Here is a 235-nt window from a genome sequence, read left to right as displayed (position 1 = left end):
TCCGTCGTGCAACATCAGTGTGCGATCTCCATGATCAAGAGCTTGACGCATAGAGTGCGTCACCATAATAGTTGTTAATTTTTTCTCTTCAACGATTTTTTCAGTCAACCGCATCACAAAATCAGCCATTCCTGGATCTAATGCTGAAGTATGTTCATCAAGCAATAAAACATCTGCATATGCTAAAGTAGCCATCACAAGACAAACTGCTTGACGTTGTCCACCGGATAAACTG

1 protein-coding gene is annotated in these 235 nt (G+C 41.3%); it reads right to left on the bottom strand.

The window, feature by feature from the left end; translation table 11 throughout:
• Window positions 1-235: ATP-binding cassette domain-containing protein (locus ACFINZ_RS11615; RefSeq protein WP_375701600.1), on the bottom strand; the 235-nt coding region annotated here is incomplete at both ends.

The organism is Bartonella sp. AA81SXKL (genome assembly GCF_042196945.1).
Lineage (GTDB): Bacteria > Pseudomonadota > Alphaproteobacteria > Rhizobiales > Rhizobiaceae > Bartonella.
Note: the sequence above shows the minus strand (reverse complement) of the source record. Positions and strands in the feature narration are given on the sequence as shown.